Here is a 19061-nt window from a genome sequence, read left to right on the forward strand (position 1 = left end):
GGAACCTGTCGCCGACGCAGAAGTGTTTATTGTACCTGTTTTGAGGGTGCGGATCGCTTAAAAAGCCAGAATGCGAATCAGTGCGACGTGACCGGAGAGGCGTTGTGGCGGGCCGATGCATATTCAGTAGCGCGGACGCTGACAGCGGCCGGGCGCGTCTGCCATAAATAGCGAACCGAGGCGAGCCAGCAGAGGCTATATCCCAGAAGCTCGGTGCCCTCTTCGGCCATGTTTTTTACCACTCGGTTGTAATCCCCCAGCATCAGATGCTGCCACAGCGCATGCACACCAAACAGTCGGGAGAAGACCAGCACCACTAAAAAGCCGGAGGCCATCACCGGCCAGCTGCGGTGCAGCAGCAGGTTAGCCAGCGCATGCAGGGTTTTCTTTGGCGTTCGCAGCGCAACGGCCAGCGAACCCGCCGTGACCGCCAGGGCAAACCAGACCCAGCTGCCGTGCTGGATGGTATCAAACACAAAATCGAGTTCGCGGATCAGCATGCAGCTGTAAAAGCCCGCCACTAAGGTCAGTGCTCCACGCTGGGCGGGACGGCGTTGAGCCGCAATGAAAAACAGCGCGGCGATCATCGCCAGCATGCATTCCTGGGTGGTTTCGGTAAAAGAGGTTTCGTGAAGTGCATCATTCATCCAGGCCACATCAATGTAGACGGGGACGATAGTCAGGGCAAGAAACAGGGCTGCCAGCAGAAAAACCGCTATTTCACGGCCAATAATTGTCAAATCGTTGCGCATTTTGTTACCAGTATAATGATTAGCGGACTCATTATATTTTAAACGCCCGATTCCCTTTCTCTTTTCATGCCCCGCTAGAAGCTGGCGCTGAAGCCAAAGCTATAAAGTTGCTGCTCGTCGTTATTCAGCGCTTCGCTTTGTGAAAATGACGCGAAAGCCGCCAGATTATCGTTCAATGGCATTTGTGCGCCGACGCTTAAATCGATACCGTCGGACTGACCCGAGCCATTCGCCGCCTCGCGCCGTGGGCTCTGCGGTGTATCTGCCATCAGATAGTGATAACTCAGCTGCGCCCACGGCGATATCCATCCCTGCTGCGAATCGATGCGCCAGCCAACGCTCGCGCTCTGCTCACGGCTCTGCTGATCGCTGTAGTCACATTGCAGACAGTTCATCTGCTGGGGATCGACCGCATACTGTGCCACCGGACCGGTAGTCAATGACGGCGCAATCGGCATATCAACGCCAGCCCGATAGCGTTTACCCAGCGGCGTGGTGCCTACGCTACCGGTTTCACTATGCAGGGCGATGGGAGAAGCAGCAGGAGAGTTAATTGCAGCTTCAAACAGGGCGCGGCTCTCATCGCTGAAAGCGAGTGGCGTCAGGGCGATCTTCTCGGTCAGAATCGTGTCGTAGTCGGGCAGAAAGTCAGCGTGCTGAGGCGCAGAGGTGCCGCCGCGGGCAAACGTCGGTTGCGTTAACATTAACAGCCCTACAGCACAGCAGGTCCGCAGACCTTTCCAACCGCTTCTCGGCAACATCGCTTCTCCGGGCAAGGCTGAAGTTATGGCGTCTTAATGAATTTTTCGGCCCGTCTCTGTTATTTAACCGGTGATCGTTTAACTATCAACCGATTAATTCTAAGATCAAGCGGACCGCTAAAATATTCTCGCTATAAAGGAACAAAACGATGCAACGATGTGGCTGGGTAACGCAGGATCCCCTCTATCTGGCGTATCACGACAGGGAATGGGGTGTGGCGCAGAGAGACACGCGTGCACTGTTTGAGATGCTTTGTCTGGAAGGACAACAGGCGGGACTCTCATGGATTACCGTGCTGAAAAAGCGTGAAAATTATCGGGCAGCGTTTCATCAATTTGATCCTCAGGCTATTGCGCAGATGGATGCTGCCGACTGCGACGCGCTGATGCGCAACAGTGGCATTATTCGCCACCCTGGCAAAGTCGCCGCCATTATCGCTAACGCCCGCGCTTTTCTTGAGATGGAAGCGAAAGGCGAGGATTTTAGCGACTTCGTCTGGCATTTTGTCGATAACATGCAAATTGTTCACCATTATCCTGATTACAGCCAGGCACCCACCACGTCAGAGCACGCCATTGCGCTCTCGAAGGCGCTGAAGCAGCGTGGTTTCAAATTCATCGGCCCGACAATTTGCTACTCCTTTATGCAGGCCTGTGGGCTGATAAACGATCATCAGAGCAACTGTTTTTGTCATCCTGACAATCAAAAGGCGTAATTGCCGGTAAATCAGGATTTTTCCGCACTACATTCCCGGTCACCAGACGGCATAATCGTGCCACTTATGGGGAAGGTTTTCCCCTGTATGTCGAATGTAAGGGAACAAAAATGCAGAAGAAATTAATCGCCATCACCTTGTTATTAAGCGGCAGTCTGGCCCTGCCCGGTTGTACCACCAATCCTTACACCGGCGAATCCCAGGCGGGCAAATCAGGCGTGGGCGCGGGCCTTGGCGCATTAGTCGGTGCCGGTGTTGGCGTGCTCTCTTCGTCGAAGAAAGATCGTCGTAAAGGTGCGCTGATTGGTGCCGCAGGCGGCGCAGCGCTGGGCGGTGGCGTGGGTTACTACATGGATGTGCAGGAAGCCAAACTGCGTGACAAGATGCGCGGGACCGGCGTTAGCGTAACCCGCAACGGCGATAACATCGTCCTGAATATGCCAAACAATGTCACCTTCGACTCCAGCAGCAGTAATCTGAAACCCGCAGGCGCGAACACCCTGACCGGTGTTGCAATGGTGCTGAAAGAGTATCCGAAAACCGCGGTAAACGTCGTGGGTTATACCGACAGTACTGGCAGTCGCGCGCTGAACATGCGTCTGTCACAGCAGCGTGCTGAAAGTGTTGCCAGTGCGTTGATCGTGCAGGGTGTTGCCAGCGACCGCCTGCGTACACAGGGTGCAGGCCCGGATAACCCGGTTGCCACCAACAGCACCGAAGCAGGCAAAGCACAAAACCGTCGCGTTGAAATTACGCTCACCCCGCTGGGATAATCGCGATCGCCCCCGAACGGGGGCGTATTTTTTCTGTAAAGCATCACGTTAAAAGCACCAGTAATGTTTCTGCGGATAGAGCCAGCAGAGGCTCTATGGTAGTCTGATCAAAAATTGATCAGTGGACTTGCCCCATGTCTCTTAAAGCCATCGCTGCAGTTTTAGGCCTTTCCGTTACGACTGTCAGCCGCGCGCTTAATGGTTATCAGGATGTCGCTCAGGAGACGCGTAAACGCATTGAAGAAGAAGCGCAGCGGCGCAATTATCGACCTAATGCGGCGGCCCGGCGGCTGAAAACCGGTCGTGCCAATGCAGTAGGGCTCGTTTATCCGCTCATTGAGTCTTCCCTGAGTGGCAGCGACTTCAGCGACATGCTGCTGGCGCTGGATCATCATCTTGCCCGTCATGAAATTAACCTGCTGTTACTGGCGGATAAACAGCAGCAGAGTCACTCAACCCTGACGCGCCTGCTGCGTAGTGGGGCCGTCGATGCCCTGATTGTCGGCCATACCACGCCAGAAGACAGCCGACTGAATGCGCTGATGCAAACCCGTTTTCGCTTTCTGGCGCTGGGCCGCAGCGATCTGCCCGCCGCCTACGCCTGGTTTGATATTGATCACCTTGCCGGTTCACAACTGGCGGTGGGCTGGTCGCTGGCGCAGGGACGGCAGCGGATAGCCTGGCTCGGCAGCAATGAAAACAGCACACGGGTACGTGATCGGCGTCAGGGTTATCTGACCGCGCTGGGTGACGTTGCGCCTTATGCGATGGCGGCGGTCGCACCGTCGCGCCGTGCAGGCTATCACCAGACGCGTGAGTGGCTGGCAGAGGAATCTGCGCCGGAAGTGATTATCACCGACTGCGCTGCGCTGGCTGAAGGCGCAGCCCTGGCGCTGCAGCAGGCCGGCCGGGCCGCGGGCGAAAACGCCATTCTGCTCGCAGGCTGGGAAGGATTACCGCGTGATGCGATTCTCGATCATCCCATTGTCGCGATTCGCCAGGCAACGCCGCATCAGGCTGGCGAACAGGTGGCTGACATGGTTATCAGGCTGATCAACGGCGAACCGCCGGAAACGTTACAGACCCTGTGGCAACCCTGGCTGCAATTACCGGCCTAGCACTTTTTGCGCCGGGCTTCGCTTGTGCTAGTCTCTGCCAGGTTTCTTATTTCGCAGGATATCTCATGAAAATCAGGCCGCCTCGCGCCACTATCAGCGATGTTGCTCACGCGGCACGAACCGGTAAAACCAGCGTTTCACGCTATCTTAATGGCGAGCTGCATCTGCTCTCTGCCGACTTAAAAGCGCGGATTGAACAGGCGATAGCGGACCTCAGCTACCGTCCGAGTCAAATGGCGCGCGGCCTGAAGCGCGGACGTACCCGCCTGATTGGGCTGATTATCGCCGACATTACTAATCCCTATTCCGTCGATGTGATGAGCGGCATCGAAGCTGCCTGCCGGGAGCAGGGTTTCACGCTGCTGATGTGTAACACCAACAACGAAGTGGATCTGGAGCAGCACTATCTGCAACTGCTGAGCAGTTATCAGGTTGAGGGCATCGTGGTTAACGCAGTCGGCATGCGTGAAGAGGTGCTCAGCCATCTGCAGCAGTCCCTGCTGCCGATGGTGCTGATTGATCGCAAAATCCCCGACTTTCCCTGCGATGTGGTGGGCCTGAACAATGCCGAAGCGGCCGAGACGGCCACACGCCATCTGATCGACAATGGCTATGAGGCGCTGCTGTTTCTCAGCGAGCCCCTGGGTAGTGTGAATACGCGCCGTGAGCGTCTGCAGGCCTTCCGCCAGTTGCTGGCGGCGCATCCGCAGGTTGAACATGAAAATGCGGAAGTGCCGCTGCACCAGCCCGCCGCACTGGATCAGGCGCTTCTGGCCTTCCAGCAACGTCACACCGGTAAACGCTGCGCGGTGATGGTGGCCAACGGAGCACTGACGCTGCAGGTGGCGCGATCGCTGCAACGACTAAATCTGCACTGGGGCCGTGATATCGGCCTGCTCGGTTTCGACGAACTGGAGTGGGCGGCGCTGGCCGGTGTCGGCATTACCACGCTGAAACAGCCGACCTGGCAGATTGGCTTCAGCGCGCTGGAGCGATTGATTGCGCGCATAGAGGGCAGCGAATTGCCGGTTGCCGAGCAGGTCTTCTCGGGTGAACTGATCGTTCGTGGCTCCAGCCAGCCGCTGGGCTGAGTTTCAGATTTAACCTCCTGTTTACATGCTCGCTTCGTGAGCACGATCATAATTTCACCGTTTGCTGCTTTGCTTTGGAACCGGTTCCATTTAGGGTTTTTCTATTCGTTATGGGCAGACCTCTGCCATGGAGTAGAACATGAAACCTGACATTATCGTGGTGACCGCCGCTTATGGCCACACGCAGATCGCCGCACTCGGCGGTCAGGCTGCGCTGCTGCCAGTCATCCAGCAGGCGGGCGCTGACGGGGTCGAAATCCGCCGCGAACTACTGGATGATGCGGCGCTGGCCGATCTGCCGGCGCTGGCCGGGGCGATAGCTGAGCATCAGCTACATGCCAGCTATTCAGTGCCGGATACGCTGTTTTGTGACGGCGGCGAAATCAATCCACGCCTGACCCACTACCTTGAAGAGGCACGCCAGCTAAACGCGCAGCGGCTGAAAGTGGCGCTGGGAGACTTTACCGGTACGCTGCCTCGCGAAACGTTGCAGGCGCTGCTGGCCGATCTGCCCTTTCGGCTGACCGTGGAAAACGACCAGACCGAACATGGCCGGCTGGCACCGTCCGTTGCGTTTTTCACAGCGGTACGCGAAGCCGATCTGCCGATCAGCATGACCTTTGATATGGGTAACTGGTGCTGGACCGGCGAAGACGCCGATCAGGCAGCAGAGCAACTGGCCGCGCAGGTGGGCTATGTGCATGTCAAAGCCGCCGTGCCACATCAGAATAGCTTCCGGGCGATTGCGCTGGATGAGGCTGATGACCACTGGCGCACGCTGCTGCAACAACTGCCTGCGCGCGCGCCGCGCGGTATTGAATTTCCGCTGGAAGGCGACGATCTGACTGCGGTGACGCGCCACTACGTGTCGCTGCTGCGTAACGTGTAAGGAACAGATATGACGCACACTAATCATCACAACGGTCCACTTGATGTTGTCACCATCGGCGAAGCGATGGCGATGTTCATCGCCCGCGAGACCGGCGATCTGGCCGCAGCAGAGACCTTTGTTAAACGCGCGGCGGGCGCAGAACTCAATGTGGCGACCGGCCTGGCACGTCTTGGCCTGAAAGTGGGCTGGGTCAGTCGTATCGGCGATGACGCTTTTGGCCGGTTTATCTGCCAGCAACTGGAAAAAGAGGGTATCGATCACGCCTGTGTGACGGTCGATAAGCGTTATCCCACCGGTTTTCAGCTCAAATCCAAAGTCGATGACGGTTCCGATCCGCTGGTGGAATATTTCCGTAAAGGCTCGGCTGCCAGCCATCTCTCGGTCGATGATTTTGACGCGGACTATTTCGGCTCGGCGCGCCATCTGCACCTCAGCGGTGTGGCGGCGGCGCTGTCAGAAAGCTCATTAGAACTGCTGAAGCACACCGCTAAAGAGATGCGTTCGCGCGGCAAAACCATCTCGTTTGATCCGAACCTGCGGCCGGTGCTGTGGCGCAGCGAAGAGGAGATGCGTAAGCAGCTCAATCTGCTGGCGGAGTATGCCGACTGGGTACTGCCGGGCGAAAAAGAGGGGCTGATTCTGACCGGTTATCGTCAGCCGGAAGCGATCGCGGATTTCTATCTCGACAGGGGTGTGAAAGCCGTCGTGATTAAAACCGGTTGTGACGGTGCCTGGTATAAAACCGCTCAGGGCGAACAGGGTCAGGTTGCGGCGATTAAAGTCGATAACGTGGTGGATACGGTGGGTGCCGGTGATGGCTTTGCCGTTGGCGTCATCAGCGCGCTGCTGGAAGGTCAGTCACTGCCGCAGGCGATTCGGCGCGGCAACAAAATTGGTTCGATGGCGATTCAGGTCATTGGTGACAGCGAAGGTCTGCCGACGCGTCAGCAACTGGGCGACGAGTAGTTCACGCGCATCTCAACAGACACAGGAGTTCCCGATGAAAAAGCAGACAATCGCGCCAAAACGCTGGTGGTTCATCATGCCCATCGTTTTTATCACCTACAGCCTGGCGTATCTCGATCGTGCAAATTTTAGCTTCGCTTCTGCTGCCGGGATTAATGACGATCTCGGCATCACTAAAGGCATGTCCTCGCTGCTGGGGGCGCTGTTCTTCCTGGGTTACTTCTTCTTTCAGATCCCTGGGGCAATTTACGCCGAACGTCGCAGCGTCAAAAAACTGATTTTCGTCTGTCTGATCCTGTGGGGCGGTTGTGCCTCGCTGACCGGGGTGGTCAGCAACATTCCGATGCTGGCCGCGATTCGCTTTGTTCTGGGCGTCGTGGAAGCCGCCGTGATGCCTGCGATGCTGATTTATATCAGCAACTGGTTCACCAAATCGGAACGTTCGCGCGCCAACACCTTCCTCATCCTGGGGAATCCGGTCACGGTACTGTGGATGTCGGTGGTGTCGGGCTATCTGATTGAATCCTTTGGCTGGCGCGAGATGTTTATCTTCGAAGGCATTCCGGCAGTGGTCTGGGCGATTGCCTGGTGGTTCCTTGTGCAGGATAAACCGGCACAGGCGCGCTGGATGAGCGATGCCGAAAAAGCAGCATTGCAGGCTGAACTGCAAAAAGAGCAGGAAAACATCAAAGCGGTGCGTAACTACGGCGAAGCGTTCCGTAACCGCAACGTCATCCTTCTCTGCCTGCAGTACTTTGCCTGGAGCATCGGCGTGTATGGCTTTGTACTGTGGCTGCCGTCGATTCTGCGCAACGGTACGCAGATGGGCATGGTAGAAGCAGGCTGGCTCTCAGCGGTGCCGTATCTGGCGGCGACCATTGCGATGGTGGTGGTCTCCTGGGCGTCGGACAAAACCCAGAATCGTAAGCTGTTCGTCTGGCCGCTGCTGCTGATTGGCGCGCTGGCATTCCTTGGCTCGTATCTGGTGGGATCGACCAATTTCTGGATGTCCTACACCCTGTTAGTGATTGCCGGTGCCGCGATGTATGCCCCTTACGGACCGTTCTTCGCCATCATTCCTGAGATGCTGCCACGTAATGTCGCGGGTGGCGCGATGGCGCTGATCAACAGCATGGGTGCGCTGGGGTCGTTCATCGGTTCATGGATTGTCGGCTATCTTAATGGGGCCACCGGCAGCCCGTCGGCGTCTTACATCTTCATGGGGTCGGCCCTGCTGGTTTCGGTGTGGCTGACGCTGATTGTAAAACCGGCGCAGAATAAAGCACCACCGCTGCAGGGTGCGAAACCGGCCTGAAAGCGTAAACGCTAGAGAGTGCTGATTTATAAGCGCCCAGGACTTAGTCAGCAAACTAAAAGCGTAATCGTTAATCTCTGTTTCTCCGGGCGGCCCGCAAGCCGCCCGCTACTTATTGAACGGGAGCCACTGAATGAAACCCGCTGTAATTCTCTATAAAAAACTGCCTGATGATCTCTACGCACGCCTGGCTGAACAGTGTGACGTGACGGAAATCAGCGATCTGTCGCCAGAAAGCCAACAGCAGCACGCTGCAGTGTTTCAGCAGGCAGAAGGGCTGCTGGGATCGGGCGGTAAGGTGAACGGCGAGCTGCTGGCGAAAATGCCCAATCTGCGCGTCTGCTCCAGCGTCTCTGTGGGCTATGACAATTTCGATGTTGATGCACTGAATCAGCGTCACGTGGTGCTGATGCACACCCCGACCGTGCTGACCGAAACCGTGGCGGACACGATGATGGCACTGGTGCTGAGCACGGCGCGCCGGGTGCCGGAGCTGGATGCCTGGGTGAAAGCGGGCAACTGGCAGAAGAGCATCGGTCCGGCGCAGTTCGGCATCGACGTGCACCATAAAACGCTGGGTATTCTCGGCATGGGTCGTATCGGCATGGCGCTGGCGCAGCGCGCGCACTTTGGCTTCGGCATGAAAATCCTCTACAACGCCCGCCGCGAACATGAAGAGGCGCAGTCGCGCTTTGGCGCGCAGCGCTGTGAACTGGAAGCATTGCTGAAGCAGAGTGATTTTGTCTGCATCAGCCTGCCGCTGACGGAAGAGACGCACCATCTGATCGGTGCCGCCGAGCTGGAACTGATGAAGCCGGATGCGGTGCTGATCAACGCCGGTCGCGGGCCGGTGGTGGATGAGCAGGCGCTGATTGCCGCGTTGCAGGCGGGCAAACTGCACGCCGCGGGGCTGGATGTGTTTGAGCAGGAGCCGGTCTCTGCCGACTCTCCGCTGCTGTCGCTGCCTAATGTGGTGACGCTGCCGCACATCGGTTCAGCAACGCATGAAACCCGTTACGGCATGATGCAGGATGCGGTAGAAAATCTCATCGCCGCGCTCGGCGGCAGCGTTGAGAAAAACTGCGTTAACCCGCAGGCGCTGAAGTAATCCCCACGCCTTCCCATTGCGCCCGCCGATGGCGGGCGTTATGGTGGACCCCCGATTCGCTATCACAAATATTTAACCGCTATGTCCTTTTCTCAGTTCGGCGACAAATTTACCCAACATTCCGGCATCTCACGTCTGATGGAAGATATGGGCGCGGGCCTCCGCACGCCCGGCACCATCATGCTGGGTGGCGGTAATCCGGCGCAAATTCCGGCCATGAACGACTACTTTCAGCAACTGCTGCAGCAGATGCATGAGGAAGGCAAACTCAGCGAGGCGCTGTGCAATTATGACGGTCCGCGTGGCAAAGCGACGCTGCTGGCGTCGCTGGCCGGACTGCTGAGTGAACAGCTCGGCTGGCCGATTAGCGCAGAGAATATCGCGCTGACGAATGGCAGCCAGAGTGCCTTCTTCTATCTGTTCAACCTGTACGCCGGTCGCCGGACCGATGGCAGCAAAAAGCGGGTGCTGTTCCCGCTGGCACCTGAATATCTTGGCTATGCAGATGCCGGTCTGGAAGAGGAGCTGTTTGTCTCGGCGAAGCCGAACATTGAGCTGCTGCCGGAAGGCCAGTTTAAATACCATGTCGATTTCGAGCATCTGCCGATGAACGATGATGTCGGGCTGATCTGCGTTTCGCGTCCGACCAACCCCACCGGCAATGTGATCACCGATGATGAGCTGATGCAGCTCGATGCGCTGGCACAGCAGCATGACGTGCCGCTGCTGATCGACAATGCCTATGGCGTGCCGTTCCCCGGCATCATCTTCAGCGAGGTGCGCCCGCTGTGGAATCCCAACATCATTCTCTGCATGAGCCTGTCGAAGCTCGGCCTGCCGGGTGCGCGTTGCGGCATCATTATCGCAGACGAGAAGACCATTACTGCGCTGAGCAATATGAACGGGATCATCAGCCTGGCGCCAGGCAGCATCGGTCCGGCTATCGCTAATGAGATGATCCGTCGTGGCGATCTGTTGCGGCTCTCCGAAGAGGTGATCAAGCCGTTCTATCAGCAGAAGGTGCAGCAGACCATCGCGATCCTGCGGCGCTATCTGACGGAAGAGCGCTGCCTGATCCATAAGCCGGAAGGGGCGATTTTCCTCTGGCTCTGGTTCCGCGATCTGCCGATCACCACCGAATTGCTTTATCAGCGGCTTAAAGCACGCGGCGTGCTGATGGTGCCGGGCCACTTCTTCTTCCCGGGACTGGAACAGGCGTGGCCGCACACCCATCAATGTATGCGGATGAACTACGTGCCGGATGCAGAGAACATCGAGCGGGCAGTGCAGATTCTGGCTGAAGAGGTTGAGATCGCCTGGCGCGACAGTTAATCCTGCTCTTCCTGTGAATCGGTTAACGACAGCTGGCACCACTGTGCCAGCTGCTGAATCGCCTGTTCCACCTCCGCATTCCAGCCGAAACCGGCATTCAGCCGGAAACAGTGATCGTAGCGCTGATCGGTGGCAAAAATGTGGCCCGGCGCAATCCCGATGCCCGCATTGCGCGCTTTCAGAAACAGCTCACGCACGTTCAGTGCCCCTCGTGGCATTTCCACCCACAGCACATAGCCTCCTTCCGGATCGGACACCTGCGTTCCCGCCGGAAATTCCCGCAGTACCGACTGCCGCATTTCACGGATTTGCCACGCCAGCTCGCGCCGCAGTTTGCGCAGGTGAGCATCATAGCCGCCGCTGCGCAGCAGCTCCGCTACCGCCGCCTGTGACAGCACTGAGGTGCCCATCGTAGAGGTATATTTGAGTGAAGCGATTTTGCGCATGTAGTTGACGCTGTGCACCCAGCCAATACGAATGCCCGGTGCCACGGTTTTAGAGAAGCCGCTGCAGAGAATGGCATTGGGGCTGAAGGCGCGCATCGGGAAGGGGCGACGCTCACCAAAGGCGGTATCGCCAAAAATATCATCCTCAATGATCACCACATCGTTTTCATCCGCCTGCCGCGCAATATAGGCTTTATGCTCGTTGGGAATGCTTTTGCCCAGCGGATTATTGATGTTGCACAGGGTAAGAAAGACCCGCACCGCTTTACGCTGAAACAGCCCGGTCAGCTTCGCCACATTCACATACCCTTCCGGCCCGGCTTCCACTTCAATCACCCGCAGATTCAGGTTATGTAGCATCTGCAGCAGCACGAAATAGCAGGGTGACTCTACGGCGACCACATCCCCCGGCTGGGTGGTGGCGCGCAGCGACAGCGAGATCGCCTCGATGCAGCCGTTGGTGATCAGGATATCATCGGTGCTGATATTGCAGCCGTAATCGACCGCACGGCGGGCAATCTCCGTTTTCAGCGGCGCATAGCCGGTGCCCTTGACCGTATTGCCGAGCAGGGCGGGTTTGCTGTAACCCATCTGGCGCATCAGCAGGCCGATGCGCTTGACCGGATAGAGCGCGCTGTCGCCGTTAGCCAGATCGAGGCGTACCCGGCAGTCTGAGCCAAGCATCGCCAGATGCAGTTCGGTCTGTTCATCCAGCGGTGCGATGGCGTGTGGCTGTTCGCTTATGGCGGGCAGCTGTCGTGAAGAGGGCCGCAGCGGGGCGACAAAAAAGCCCGATTTAGGACGGGCGACGGCGTAGCGCTCATCTTCCAGCGTGCGCAATGTTTTCAGGGCGGTGGTGAGGCTGACATTGTACTGCGTCGCCAGCGTGCGAACCGATGGCAGACGGCTGTCGGGAGCCAGCGAACCGGCATGAATGGCCTGCTTGATCTGTTCTGCTATCTGGCGGTAACGACTGCTCTGACTCTCGTGTTCCCCGATAACATCGGCCATCTGTTCCACCCCATATCGCGCTGATCTGTGCATATTCAACAGAGTACATTCAAAGTACTTTAGGCTGCATCTCTTAATTATTCATGATGCTGAACGGCACGGCGACCCCGCCAGCCACCGGGCTTCAGACCCTAAAGCGATTCTGTTCACCTGAGGGAAATGCGAGAAATGAATAATCTGCCCGCCATGATGAAGGAGATTGAAGCGTATCTGTCGCCCGCGATCATGGCGTCGACTCAGCGCTGCTCCGCCCGCCTGCTGGCGGCGTTACCGGATAAGCTGCAGCTGGAGAACAACCGTGTGCTGCTCGCCTATGGCGGCGGAAAAGACAGCAGCTACATGGTGGCTTATGTGCGATACATTCAGGGCCTGATCTGGCAGCAGCAGGGCAGCACTTTCTCTCTTCGGGTCAGTACCAACCGCCACGCGGCGATGAATCAGAGCGTGATGGAGAATATCCACCGCGTTTATCAGGCGCTGGCGATGCATGACGATGAACGGGCGGAATGTCTGGTGGTGGATGGCCTGCTGATCCGGCCGTTTGCCCGCGACCTGCCGATGCCGGAGAGCGTGCGGCAGCAGAACCGCCATGATGTGCTGATGAATGGACACCGCTTTCGCGCCGATGGTCGCTCCACCTTCTGCAATGCCTGTAATCTCAGCATGGTGAACTCCTTTGGCCTGGCGGCAGACTACAACGGCGGTGTGGATCTGATTGTTACCGGCGACTCGCCGCAGGAGCAGGCCGCCTATGTTGCCTGGGCGCGGCACCTCTCACGGCTGTTTGATGCGCACGTCACCCATAAAAGCCGCGGCTTCAGTGGCTTTCTCCAGACGCTGGACGGCGTGGCTGAGCGCTACTTCTCCGAGGTGTACGGTGCCGATCAACTGACACCCGCGCACCGCATTACTCACCAGCTGGCGCGCGATCCGCTGTTTTTCAACATCTATCAGGACACCGCCTATGAAGCGGGCGCGCACTGGGCACTGCTGAGCGAATTTATGCGTTTCCGTTTTGATGAACTGATGTTCAGCTTTTCTGAGTCCGACTGCGGTAATCCGACGCTGATGGCTCACCTGCGCGGACTGCGGGCTGAAACGCTGCTGCAGCGTAACTATGCCGAGGGGATCCGCGAATATGTGCGCTTTGCGCTGGGGCTGATGGTGAAGAAAGATTTCCCGCCACAGCTAATTGATGAGATGGCGGCACGTTATCAGGATGACGACGCCATCCACCAGCAGCGGCAGCGTGCGGCGGACTTCGCCCTGCAGGCGTTTAATCTTAGTGAAGATCAGCTGATCTGCATGATCTACTCACCCTTCCTGGCGCAGGGAGAACAGCTCGGACAGTGGCTGTCGCAGCAGCAGATTGCGCTGGATGAAACCATCATTCGCGACCTGCTTGAGCAACGCAGCGAGGATCTCGCACTGGCACAGCAGTTAACACAGCTCTCTGGCCTGACGCTGACGCAGATGCGGCACTGCTGGCAGAGCAGACCGGTCAGCTCCCTGCTTGAGGGCAAAAGCCGCGATCCGCTGTCGCGCGTCCTGCGTTTCGATCCCCACAAAGCGGTGATTCAGGTCAATAACGGTGTGCTCAACGACATCGTGACAGAAATCATTTCCGGGCGTTAACCCGGTAAGGCAAGGCGATGAAAAAGATTTTTCTGCAAATTGGCGCTACCCGCGATGGCCAGAACCCCTACTGTGAGGTGGCAAAGCGCGATGGCTATTTCACCGTACTGGCGGAAATGGGCGATTTTGTCGATTACCAGTCCTTAAGCCTGGCGCTGCCGTTTGATCTGATCATCCGCCTCGACCGTCCTGAGAATCCGTGGGAGGTCATGCAGGCCTATCTGCACGCCGGTTTGCTGGCGCATCCGATGGTGGTGCTGGCGGGCTTTGAAGCCTACAACGCCAGCGCCGGACGGCTGCGCGAGATGCTGGCCGGGCCTGACGCGCCCGCTGCCTTTATCCCGCTGGATAAATATGCGCAGCGCATGGCGCTGAAAAAAGCCTGGCCGCGCTTTCCGCAGCCGGAGTTCCGCTTTTTTGCCTCGCCGCTCAGCATTCTGGATGCGGAACAGGCGCTGATCTATCCCTGCGTCGTGAAGCCGGTTGATGGCGGTGGCGGACTGGGTATCTGGCTGATTGAGCGCGCCGATCAGCTGCACAGCGTGGTAACACAGCTGGTACAGACCATGAACTATGGCGGACGCGGCTTCAGCGGCTTTATTGTGGAAAGTGCCTTGATCGGCGAGGAGTTTTCATTGCAGGGCGTGGTGCATCAGGGGCATCCTCTGGCACTGACCTGCTGCCAGAAGGTGATAGAGCAGCACCGTGATAGTGAAGACTGCGTCAGCTTTTATGAGTCGGGGCATGTGGCGATGGCGGCAGCGGCCCTGCCAGCGTCGTTCAGCAGTCTGATGACCTTCTGCTGCGAAACCTTTGGCTATCGTCAGGGCGCGTTTCACATCGATTTCATTATGGTGAATGGCGTGCCGCATTTCCTGGAGATGGGATTCCGGCTCTCCGGCATGGGCGTGGCGACACTGGTGCAGGCGACGACGGGCATCAACTGGGCGGAAGTCACCTTCCGGCTGGAAGCGGGCGGCGCACTGCCCGCCTTTACCTTCACTCGATCCGGTGCGGTCGGCCAGCTGCGGTTACGGCAACCGGCGCAGTTGCAGGCGGCTGAACGCTGGATCGATCAGCATCAGCAGGGTGCGCTGTTGCCACCACTCAGATTGCCATCATTACAGGTTTCAAACCGATCCTCGCTCTATGCCGATCTGACCCGCCACGCAGGCATTCTGGCAACGTTCAGCCTGACGGCCACTGCGCGTGAACCCATTATGACTGCGTTTCAGCATGTGATTGCCGCGCAATCCATCACCGCAGGGAGAGACAAAGTATGTGCAGGATGATTCTGGCGCATGGCCAGTTCGACAGCGCCCGGATTCTGGAGGCGGCGCGGGCCATGAGCTGCGGCGAGGGTGCCGAACACGATGGTCCGATCAAATCACATCCCAACGGCTGGGGCTGTCTGTGGCTGGAAGAGGGCGAGATTCGAAACCTGCACGGCACTGGCCCGTTCGCAGATGCCCTGCCGGGGATAGATGTCGATCGCCTGCGTAGCCGGTTTCTGGCGGTGCATGTGCGTCATGCCACGCTGACTAAAAATCAGGGGATCGAATTTTCGCATCCGCTGTGGCGCAACAGCGCCGGACATCAGTGGTACATGATGCATAACGGCTTTCTGCCGACGATTTACCGCCAGCTTGGCCTGGCGGAATCCCGCTTTGATTCCGAAGAGTATCTGCGCTACCTGGTGGATCAGACCACACCCGCCGATTTCACTCGCGACTATCTGCGCGCAAAGATGGCGCAGATTGAGCCAGGCGGCAGCGCAGGCAATGCCATCTTCGTCACCCGCGACAAAGCCTGGGCATGGCAGTGGTACCCGCACGACACCCCTTTCCCTGACTATTTTACGATGCATTTTCGGCAACAGGACGGTTGCACGCTGATCGCCTCTGAACCCGTGACAATACCAGGCAGCGCCGGTAACTGGCGGCGAATGAACAATCATGAACTCTATGAAATACCGTTTAGGGAGTGATAAACATGGCTATTTTCAATCAGTTCCGCGTGATTAATCCCAACATGTTTGTGGAATCGACCTGGCTGGATGACATCGTCACCGCACGGGTGCCGCTGCTGGTGCTGCGTAATTTCCTGACGCCAGAGGTGCGGGAAACGGTGGTGGCTGATCTGCAGCGCTGCCGGGAAAAGATCCGTGTCTCTCACTATCCCAATGGCGCGCTGACCACGCTGGGTCCCTATCTGGCGCGCCATACGGCGGCTCCCGATAACTATTTTACCGAGCTGCGTGATATCCAGCCGGCGTTGCCGCCCTCACTTAATCAATTGCGCGAACAGATTTACGGCTGGGTTCAGCATGCGCTGCGGCTGGAAAGCTTAAACATCGCCCACGAACCGGGTTGTGGTGATTACGCCGGTTCTATCGTGCGCTTTCACGCCAATGGGGTCGCGAACCCGCTGCATAACGACAATATCGTGCGCGATGCCGCAGAGACCTCGCTGGTGGTGACGCAGATTCTGCATCAGCTCAGCTGTGTGGTCTGCCTGCAGGAGTGCAACGCCGGTGGCGCGCTGCGTATCTACAACAAAAAGTGGACACCGGAGGATGAGCAGTTCAAAACCGCCGGTGAGCTGGGCTATCGCAGTGGCGTGATTGAAAACAGCGAGATCTGCGAATTTTCACCACGCAGTGGTGATATCTATCTGTTTAATCCTGCCTTTTATCATGAGATCGACCGGGTCGAAGGTGATACCCGCATCACCATGGGATTCTTTTTCGGGCTGACCGATAAAAAGATGAAACACGCTATTGCCTGGAGTTAAGCCAGGTTGTGCAAGAAGCTGTGCCAGAAGAGGAGAAGGGAATGACAACGTTTGAAAAAATTACTGCGCTGCTGGATCAGCATCAGGCCAGCTATCGCGTGGTGGAGCATGAGGCGGTCGGTCAGACCGATCAGATCAGCCAGATCCGCGGTAATGCACTGGGTCAGGCGGCCAAAGCGATGGTGCTGGAGGTGAGCATGCCGGACGGTGCGCCCCCGCGACAGCTGCTGGCGATTGTGCCGGGCGACTGCCGCATCAATTTCAAAAACGCGGCGCGCGCCATCGGCGGCAGGAAATCCTCTTTTGCCGCGCCTGAACTGGCGCAGACACTGACCGACTGTGTGATGGGTGCGGTGCCGCCGTTTAGTTTTGATGACCGGCTGGCGCTGCGGGTCGATACCCGGCTGCAGCAGGTCGGAATATTATGGTTTAACGCGGGCGAGCTGGATAAATCGATCGCACTGGCTGCAGATGACTATTTTCGCATCGTGGGTGAAGGCTGTTGTGCTGATATTGCGTCCCCGATTGCGATCACCGCCTGACGGCGGCTCAAGGAGTTTCAGATGTCGGTAAAAGATATGCTGTTAGCGTTGTGTGTAGTGGTGGCGTGGGGCGTGAATTTTGTGGTGATTAAGCTCGGGTTGCAGGGCATGCCGCCTTTTTTGCTGGCCGGACTGCGTTTCGCTCTGGTCGCCTTTCCCGCCATTTTCTTTGTGCGTCGCCCGCCGATCCCGCTGCGCTGGCTGGTGGTTTACGGCATGACGATCAGTTTTGGTCAGTTTGCGTTTCTGTTCCTGGCGATCAAGCTCGGCATGCCAGCCGGTCTGGCCTCACTGGTGTTGCAGGCGCAGGCCTTCTTTACCCTGTTGCTGGGCGCGCTGTTGCTGGCGGAAAAGCTGCGCTGGAATCATATCGTCGGGATTATCATCGCCACGCTGGGGATGTTTATGCTGGCGACGGCAGGAATGGAAGGGCAGACCAGCGCCGGGATTACGCTGACCACCATGATGCTGACCCTGTCGGCGGCGCTGTCATGGGGCCTGGGGAATATCACCAATAAGATTATTATGCGGAACCGCAGTGTACCGATCATGTCGCTGGTGGTCTGGAGTGCGCTGGTACCGGTCATTCCGTTCTTTGCCTGTTCGCTGCTGTTTGAGGGGCAGGCCGCCATCGTTAATAGCCTGCTGCACATCGGCCTGCAGACCGTGCTGGCGCTGTTCTACCTGGCATTTGTCGCCACCATCGTTGGCTACGCTATCTGGGGGAATTTACTGAGCCGCTATGAAACCTGGCGCGTCGCGCCGCTATCGCTGCTGGTACCGGTGGTGGGGATTATTACCGCCGCCCTGGTGCTGGATGAGCACCTCTCTGGTCAGCAGATGCTGGGTGCGGTGGTGATTATTCTGGGGCTGCTGGTGAATGTGTTTGGGGGCGTGCTGGGTCAGCGTTTAGCGATGCGAACGCAGCCGTAAGGGCAAGGCTGGCGTCAGATATAAGGGCAAAAAATATCGCCTTGAGGTCAGGTGACAGGCTCAGGGAGCATACGCCTTTCGCAAAGACGCAATAGACGCCATCCCTGGCATGCTCAGCGCGGCCCATCCTTGGTCCGCGATGCTTTGCTACAGGCGTATGCTCCCATCGCTTTGAACTTATCAGCCGTCTGAAACAGGGGATCGGAGCAACATTTTTTGCCTAATGAATCTCCACTGATCTTAAAAACGAAAAACGCCGCATTAGCGGCGTTTTTTATGGTTACTTCAGAAATTACTTCAGAATCTCAATACGGCGTGGTTTCGCCTCTTCCGGCACCAGTCGTTCAAGATCGATGCTCAGCAGACCATTTTCGAGACGGGCATCGCGCACCACAATGTGGTCGGCGAGCTGGAATTTACGCTCGAAGTTACGCTCGGCGATTCCCTGATACAGGTACTTACGCTCGGCCTGCTCTTCAGGATGGGCACCCCGCACGATCAGCACGTTATCGTGCGCCGTGATATCCAGTTCGCTCTGAGAAAAACCGGCCACCGCAATGGTTATGCGATAGTGATTTTCATCGACCAGTTCAACGTTATAGGGAGGATAGCCGCCATTGCTCTGATTCTGATTAGATTCGAGCAGGTTAAACAGGCGATCAAAACCGATAGCAGAGCGATAAAGTGGGGTGAGATCAAAGTTACGCATATTAAGACTCCTGAAATTCAGCAAGTTTTGGCAACCTTCCACTATTGGACAGGCTGGATACGGTACCTCACTGTCCCTTGCGGCGACGGTGAGTGCGTCCGTAAACTAAAAATGGGTGTCACAAAACGATTTTCAAGAGGGTGAAATGCAATTTTTTTCGCCAAATTG

Annotated in this window: 19 protein-coding genes; 15 read left to right on the forward strand and 4 right to left on the reverse strand. The window is 57.3% G+C overall.

What is annotated here, in order from left to right; all coding sequences use genetic code 11:
* Positions 1–77 precede the first annotated feature (77 nt).
* Together F3I44_RS17630 and F3I44_RS17635 are read right to left on the reverse strand one after the other, a co-directional pair.
* Positions 78–752: a hypothetical protein gene (locus F3I44_RS17630; protein WP_150014484.1), complete on the reverse strand. Its 675-nt coding sequence runs from the start codon at positions 750–752 to the stop codon at positions 78–80.
* 74 nt (positions 753–826) lie between these two features.
* A complete protein-coding gene (locus F3I44_RS17635; protein WP_223811695.1) occupies positions 827–1456 on the reverse strand; it encodes an autotransporter in 630 nt (209 codons plus the stop codon).
* A 206-nt stretch (positions 1457–1662) separates the two neighbouring features.
* On the opposite strand from F3I44_RS17635, the gene F3I44_RS17640 reads away from it, so the two are divergent.
* From F3I44_RS17640 to F3I44_RS17680, 9 genes are all read left to right on the forward strand, one after another.
* Positions 1663–2229, forward strand: coding sequence for a DNA-3-methyladenine glycosylase I (locus F3I44_RS17640; RefSeq protein WP_150014488.1), 567 nt, complete (start codon positions 1663–1665; stop codon positions 2227–2229).
* 110 nt (positions 2230–2339) lie between these two features.
* The gene (locus F3I44_RS17645) at positions 2340–3002 is read left to right on the forward strand and encodes an OmpA family lipoprotein (RefSeq protein WP_150014490.1); all 663 of its coding nucleotides are present in this window, start codon (positions 2340–2342) and stop codon (positions 3000–3002) included.
* Between the two features lie 134 nt (positions 3003–3136).
* Entirely contained in the window at positions 3137–4120 is a 984-nt protein-coding gene (locus F3I44_RS17650; protein WP_150014492.1) for a LacI family DNA-binding transcriptional regulator, read from the forward strand.
* Between the two features lie 65 nt (positions 4121–4185).
* A complete protein-coding gene (locus F3I44_RS17655; protein ID WP_150014494.1) occupies positions 4186–5211 on the forward strand; it encodes a LacI family DNA-binding transcriptional regulator in 1026 nt (341 codons plus the stop codon).
* 139 nt (positions 5212–5350) lie between these two features.
* A complete protein-coding gene (locus F3I44_RS17660; RefSeq protein ID WP_150014496.1) occupies positions 5351–6100 on the forward strand; it encodes a sugar phosphate isomerase/epimerase in 750 nt (249 codons plus the stop codon).
* Positions 6101–6109: 9 nt separating this feature from the next.
* Entirely contained in the window at positions 6110–7069 is a 960-nt protein-coding gene (locus tag F3I44_RS17665; RefSeq protein WP_150014498.1) for a sugar kinase, read from the forward strand.
* A 34-nt stretch (positions 7070–7103) separates the two neighbouring features.
* The gene (locus tag F3I44_RS17670) at positions 7104–8384 is read left to right on the forward strand and encodes an MFS transporter (protein WP_150014500.1); all 1281 of its coding nucleotides are present in this window, start codon (positions 7104–7106) and stop codon (positions 8382–8384) included.
* A gap of 133 nt (positions 8385–8517) precedes the next feature.
* Positions 8518–9492, forward strand: coding sequence for a glyoxylate/hydroxypyruvate reductase GhrB (ghrB, locus tag F3I44_RS17675; protein ID WP_150014502.1), 975 nt, complete (start codon positions 8518–8520; stop codon positions 9490–9492).
* An 81-nt stretch (positions 9493–9573) separates the two neighbouring features.
* Positions 9574–10824, forward strand: a complete 1251-nt coding sequence (locus F3I44_RS17680) for a valine--pyruvate transaminase (RefSeq protein ID WP_150014504.1) — start codon at positions 9574–9576, stop codon at positions 10822–10824.
* Here the strand turns inward: F3I44_RS17680 and F3I44_RS17685 are convergent.
* Positions 10821–12281, reverse strand: a complete 1461-nt coding sequence (locus F3I44_RS17685) for a PLP-dependent aminotransferase family protein (protein WP_150014506.1) — start codon at positions 12279–12281, stop codon at positions 10821–10823. The two genes, F3I44_RS17680 and F3I44_RS17685, sit on opposite strands and share 4 nt — an antisense overlap.
* Before the next feature lie 168 nt (positions 12282–12449).
* On the opposite strand from F3I44_RS17685, the gene F3I44_RS17690 reads away from it, so the two are divergent.
* Genes F3I44_RS17690 through F3I44_RS17715 form a run of 6 tightly spaced genes read left to right on the forward strand, consistent with a single transcriptional unit; the run spans position 12450 to position 18184 of the window.
* Positions 12450–13916, forward strand: coding sequence for a hypothetical protein (locus F3I44_RS17690; protein WP_150014508.1), 1467 nt, complete (start codon positions 12450–12452; stop codon positions 13914–13916).
* A 17-nt stretch (positions 13917–13933) separates the two neighbouring features.
* Positions 13934–15208 (forward strand): acetyl-CoA carboxylase biotin carboxylase subunit family protein, encoded by a 1275-nt coding sequence (locus F3I44_RS17695; protein ID WP_150014510.1) that lies wholly within the window; start codon positions 13934–13936, stop codon positions 15206–15208.
* The gene (locus F3I44_RS17700) at positions 15196–15903 is read left to right on the forward strand and encodes a class II glutamine amidotransferase (RefSeq protein WP_150014512.1); all 708 of its coding nucleotides are present in this window, start codon (positions 15196–15198) and stop codon (positions 15901–15903) included. The genes F3I44_RS17695 and F3I44_RS17700 overlap by 13 nt, the downstream gene beginning before the upstream one ends.
* 5 nt (positions 15904–15908) lie before the next feature.
* Positions 15909–16709 (forward strand): hypothetical protein, encoded by an 801-nt coding sequence (locus F3I44_RS17705; RefSeq protein ID WP_150014514.1) that lies wholly within the window; start codon positions 15909–15911, stop codon positions 16707–16709.
* Between the two features lie 41 nt (positions 16710–16750).
* Positions 16751–17251 carry a YbaK/EbsC family protein gene (locus tag F3I44_RS17710; RefSeq protein WP_150014516.1) on the forward strand — a complete coding sequence of 167 codons (501 nt, stop codon included), beginning with the start codon at positions 16751–16753 and terminating at the stop codon, positions 17249–17251.
* A gap of 21 nt (positions 17252–17272) precedes the next feature.
* Positions 17273–18184: an EamA family transporter gene (locus tag F3I44_RS17715; protein ID WP_150014518.1), complete on the forward strand. Its 912-nt coding sequence runs from the start codon at positions 17273–17275 to the stop codon at positions 18182–18184.
* Between the two features lie 292 nt (positions 18185–18476).
* On the opposite strand, the gene ibpA is transcribed toward F3I44_RS17715, so the two are convergent.
* Positions 18477–18893: a small heat shock chaperone IbpA gene (gene ibpA, locus F3I44_RS17720; RefSeq protein ID WP_003849623.1), complete on the reverse strand. Its 417-nt coding sequence runs from the start codon at positions 18891–18893 to the stop codon at positions 18477–18479.
* Between the last annotated feature and the right edge of the window lie 168 nt (positions 18894–19061).

This window comes from Pantoea sp. F_5 (assembly GCF_008631595.1).
Classification (GTDB): domain Bacteria; phylum Pseudomonadota; class Gammaproteobacteria; order Enterobacterales; family Enterobacteriaceae; genus Pantoea; species Pantoea gossypiicola.

What these genes read in the sequence shown, in the direction of transcription:
- ghrB (WP_150014502.1), top strand. Translation starts at nt 8,518, where the DNA reads ATGAAACCCGCTGTAATTCTCTATAAAAAACTGCCTGATGATCTCTAC.
- F3I44_RS17715 (WP_150014518.1), top strand. Translation starts at nt 17,273, where the DNA reads ATGTCGGTAAAAGATATGCTGTTAGCGTTGTGTGTAGTGGTGGCGTGG.
- F3I44_RS17705 (WP_150014514.1), top strand. Translation starts at nt 15,909, where the DNA reads ATGGCTATTTTCAATCAGTTCCGCGTGATTAATCCCAACATGTTTGTG.
- F3I44_RS17655 (WP_150014494.1), top strand. Translation starts at nt 4,186, where the DNA reads ATGAAAATCAGGCCGCCTCGCGCCACTATCAGCGATGTTGCTCACGCG.
- F3I44_RS17640 (WP_150014488.1), top strand. Translation starts at nt 1,663, where the DNA reads ATGCAACGATGTGGCTGGGTAACGCAGGATCCCCTCTATCTGGCGTAT.
- F3I44_RS17695 (WP_150014510.1), top strand. Translation starts at nt 13,934, where the DNA reads ATGAAAAAGATTTTTCTGCAAATTGGCGCTACCCGCGATGGCCAGAAC.
- F3I44_RS17685 (WP_150014506.1), bottom strand. Translation starts at nt 12,281, where the DNA reads ATGGCCGATGTTATCGGGGAACACGAGAGTCAGAGCAGTCGTTACCGC.
- F3I44_RS17690 (WP_150014508.1), top strand. Translation starts at nt 12,450, where the DNA reads ATGAATAATCTGCCCGCCATGATGAAGGAGATTGAAGCGTATCTGTCG.
- ibpA (WP_003849623.1), bottom strand. Translation starts at nt 18,893, where the DNA reads ATGCGTAACTTTGATCTCACCCCACTTTATCGCTCTGCTATCGGTTTT.
- F3I44_RS17670 (WP_150014500.1), top strand. Translation starts at nt 7,104, where the DNA reads ATGAAAAAGCAGACAATCGCGCCAAAACGCTGGTGGTTCATCATGCCC.
- F3I44_RS17660 (WP_150014496.1), top strand. Translation starts at nt 5,351, where the DNA reads ATGAAACCTGACATTATCGTGGTGACCGCCGCTTATGGCCACACGCAG.
- F3I44_RS17630 (WP_150014484.1), bottom strand. Translation starts at nt 752, where the DNA reads ATGCGCAACGATTTGACAATTATTGGCCGTGAAATAGCGGTTTTTCTG.
- F3I44_RS17645 (WP_150014490.1), top strand. Translation starts at nt 2,340, where the DNA reads ATGCAGAAGAAATTAATCGCCATCACCTTGTTATTAAGCGGCAGTCTG.
- F3I44_RS17650 (WP_150014492.1), top strand. Translation starts at nt 3,137, where the DNA reads ATGTCTCTTAAAGCCATCGCTGCAGTTTTAGGCCTTTCCGTTACGACT.
- F3I44_RS17700 (WP_150014512.1), top strand. Translation starts at nt 15,196, where the DNA reads ATGTGCAGGATGATTCTGGCGCATGGCCAGTTCGACAGCGCCCGGATT.
- F3I44_RS17710 (WP_150014516.1), top strand. Translation starts at nt 16,751, where the DNA reads ATGACAACGTTTGAAAAAATTACTGCGCTGCTGGATCAGCATCAGGCC.
- F3I44_RS17665 (WP_150014498.1), top strand. Translation starts at nt 6,110, where the DNA reads ATGACGCACACTAATCATCACAACGGTCCACTTGATGTTGTCACCATC.
- F3I44_RS17635 (WP_223811695.1), bottom strand. Translation starts at nt 1,456, where the DNA reads ATGTTAACGCAACCGACGTTTGCCCGCGGCGGCACCTCTGCGCCTCAG.
- F3I44_RS17680 (WP_150014504.1), top strand. Translation starts at nt 9,574, where the DNA reads ATGTCCTTTTCTCAGTTCGGCGACAAATTTACCCAACATTCCGGCATC.